We start from the raw sequence: 3247 nt of genomic DNA, 5'->3' as shown, positions 1-3247 counted from the left end.
GCGCCTGCCAGTCGCGGTCGAAATGCTCGACCACCAGGTAATCGTTGGCCGCGGCGTGATCGTGAATGACGCGCTCGACGATGCGCTGGGCGCGAATCAGCCAGCGGTTGTCCTCGGTGACATCGGCCAGGGCGAGAAAGGCTTCGGTGGCGTGCATGTTGCTGTTGGCGCCGCGATAGGCTTCCTCGACGCTCCAGTCGCGGTTGAAGGATTCGCGCATGGCGCCCTCCTCCTCGCTCCAGAAATGCGTGTCGATGATATGGATTGCATCGTCCAGCAGCGCTTGTGCGCCGGGGCGCTGAGCGACCACCGCAGAACTCGCGGCCAATGCCACAAAGGCATGCAGGTAAGCGGCTTTGCCGGTATTGCCGTCGCGGTGTTCGGGCGTGGCGAACCAGCCTCCGTGTTCGGCATCACGCAGCGGCCCGCTGAGGGCCTGGATGCCGTGATCCACCAGCTCGGCGAAACCCGGCAGGCCCTGGATGTGGGCCATGGCGAAGCTGTGGGTCATGCGCGCGGTGTTCATGGTTTCGGCTTGCGCGTTGGCCGAAAGGCGACCCTTTTCATCGAGATTGCCGAAGCCTTCGGCAAGCTTTGCAGCCTTGGCGAATGCCAGCAGGCGCAGGCCTTCGGTGGCGAGCCATTGCTGATGGGCAGGCGCGTTCAGCCAACTGCTGAAGGCGGGTTGGAAAGTGTCCATGGGAAGACCTTTTTTGTTGTTATGACTGGGGGCAGTCTAAACAATGGGCGGTGGCGGGCAGGTAACGAAGGGGGCGAGTTATGTCACCGAGTTGTGACATTTGCTCAAATGTTGGGGTGAGTGATTACTTGTGGCGAGGGGGCTTGCCCCCGTTCGGCTGCGAAGCAGTCGTGAAAACCTGCCAGCTCGCTCCTTCAGGTGAACCGTGGTGACGGCTCTGGGAGCGCTTCGCACTCCAACGGGGGCAAGCCCCCTCGCCACAGGCTAATCAACACTACGCGGCAACTGCAACGTCACCCGCAACCCGCCGTCACGCAGGTTTTGCAGGCTGACTTCACCGCCATGGCTGTGGGCAATGTTGCGTGCTATCCCCAGCCCCAGGCCATAACCCTGCTGCTGCCCGGCCAAGCGAAAGTGCGGCTCGAACACTTGCTCCAACCGCTGCTCCGGCACGCCCGGCCCTTCATCATCGACGTGCAGGACGAACGCGCTCTCGTCGTCATCGATGTGCAGATGCGCGTTCTGCCCATATTTCAAGGCGTTGTCGATCAGGTTGCCGATGCAACGCTTGAGCGCCAATGGCTTACCGGGATACGGCGCCAGCGCCCGGCCATGTTGAGTCACTCGGCCATTGCCGTTGGGTGCCAGATACGGTTCCACCAGGCAGTCGAGCACATGGTTGAGGTCCACCGGTTCGATGTTTTCGTGGATGTCGGTGTCTTTCACGCATTGCAACGCGCCCTTGACCAGCAACTCCAGCTCATCCAGATCGCGACCGAACTTGGCTTGCAGCTTTTCGTCTTCGAGCAATTCCACCCGCAGTCGCAACCGGGTGATCGGCGTGCGCAAGTCATGGGAAATCGCGCTGAACAATTGGCTGCGTTCGGTCAGGTAACGGCTGATGCGCTCGCGCATCGCATTGAAGGCGCGGCCCACCTCCACCACTTCACTGCCGCCGCCCTCGGCCACCGGTTCGACTTCGGCGCCCAAGGACATGTCCCGCGCCGCGCGGGCCAATCGCTTGAGCGGTCGGCTCTGCCAGTGCACCAGCAGGCCGATGAACAGCAGCAAGAAACCGCTGGTGAGCACGATGAACCAGACCTGCTGCGCCGGCAGGCCTTGTTCTTCAAGACTGGTGTAGGGCTCGGGCAACAGTGAGGCGATGTACAGCCATTCGCCCGGTGCCATCTGGATTTGCGTGACCAGCACTGGCGGGTTCACCGGTTCCAGGGTCAGTGCGTAATGCGCCCAGGAGCGCGGCAACTCATCGAGCTTCAAGCCGCCGTTGAAAATCCGCAGGTCTTCGGGGCTGACGAACGTCACCGAGATGTCGATGTCCTGACCCAGCGACTGGCGTAACACTTCGTCCACCGCTTTGAGCACCGCTGCTTTGCGCGGGGTGATCGGCAGCACTTCCATGCCCAAGGGTTTGTCGTTGAGCGTCACCACAAACCGGGTGCCGCCCATGCTGCGTAACTGATCGAGTACCAGCGGCCTGAACGCCACCGGCAACGAGCGGAAATAACTGACGCTGGCCGTCATCGAATGGGCCAGGCTGCGGGCACTGGTGACCAGGCCTTCGAGCTGCGTGGCGCGCAATTGCGACACCCAGATCACGCTCGACAGTGTCTGGGCGAACAGCACCGCCAGCAAGGTCAGCAGCAACATGCGCCCGAGCAGCGAGCGCGGTACCGGCACCCGCCCGGCGAGCTTGCGCAGGAACTCAGTGACCATTGCTGGCAACCACGTTGGCTGCCAGTTGGTAGCCACTGCCGCGCACGGTACGGATCAGCCGTGGCGGCTTTTCGGTGTCGCGCAGGCGCTGCCGCAAACGGCTGACCGCCATGTCGACGATGCGATCGAGCGGCATCAAATCACGACCACGGGTGGCGTTGCCGATGGTGTCGCGGTCGAGGATTTCCTGGGGATGATCGAGGAACAGTTTCAGCAGCGCGAAATCGGCGCCCGAGAGAATCACTTCCTCGCCGTCGATGTGGAACAACCGATGGCTGACCATGTCCAGCCGCCAGTCATCGAAGGCCAGCACTTCACTGCCGGAACGCTCCTGACCGAACTGCGCGCGGCGCAACAAGGCTTTGATGCGCGCCTGCAATTCACGCGGGCTGAAGGGTTTGCCGAGGTAGTCGTCGGCGCCCAGTTCCAGGCCGATGACACGGTCGGCCTCGTCGGAGCTGGCGGTGAGCATGATGATCGGTACATGGGCCTGACGCGGGTGTTGGCGGATCCAGCGGCAGAGGCTGAAGCCATCTTCGTCCGGCAGCATCACGTCGAGAATCACCAGATCGCTCGGCGCCTCGTTCAAGGCCTGACGAAACCCTGCACCATCGGGCGTGGTACGGACCTGGAAACCGGCGCGGGTCAGGTAGGTGTCCAGCAACTCGCGTATCTCTTGATCGTCATCGACCAACAAAATCGACTTGTTGACTGAGCTCACGGGGCGGCGTCCTTGTTGTATGTGTTGTGGAGGATTATGCCTGATCGATCGTGGATCTATGGTGTCTGTTCCGGCCCCTTCGCGGGCAAGCC

Annotated in this window: 3 protein-coding genes; all 3 read right to left on the bottom strand. The window is 62.2% G+C overall.

Annotated features, from left to right (window positions below):
• Window positions 1-700: AGE family epimerase/isomerase (locus PMI30_RS23980; protein WP_008006909.1), on the bottom strand; the 700-nt coding region annotated here is incomplete at its 3' end.
• A 264-nt stretch (window positions 701-964) separates the two neighbouring features.
• Window positions 965-2434: an ATP-binding protein gene (locus PMI30_RS23985; RefSeq protein ID WP_008006908.1), complete on the bottom strand. Its 1470-nt coding sequence runs from the start codon at window positions 2432-2434 to the stop codon at window positions 965-967.
• Entirely contained in the window at window positions 2424-3155 is a 732-nt protein-coding gene (locus tag PMI30_RS23990) for a response regulator (protein WP_008006907.1), read from the bottom strand. Before PMI30_RS23990 ends, PMI30_RS23985 begins: the two co-directional genes overlap by 11 nt.
• Window positions 3156-3247 lie beyond the last annotated feature (92 nt).

The sequence above is a fragment of the Pseudomonas sp. GM50 genome (assembly GCF_000282375.1).
Taxonomy (GTDB): domain Bacteria; phylum Pseudomonadota; class Gammaproteobacteria; order Pseudomonadales; family Pseudomonadaceae; genus Aquipseudomonas.
Note: the sequence above shows the minus strand (reverse complement) of the source record. Positions and strands in the feature narration are given on the sequence as shown.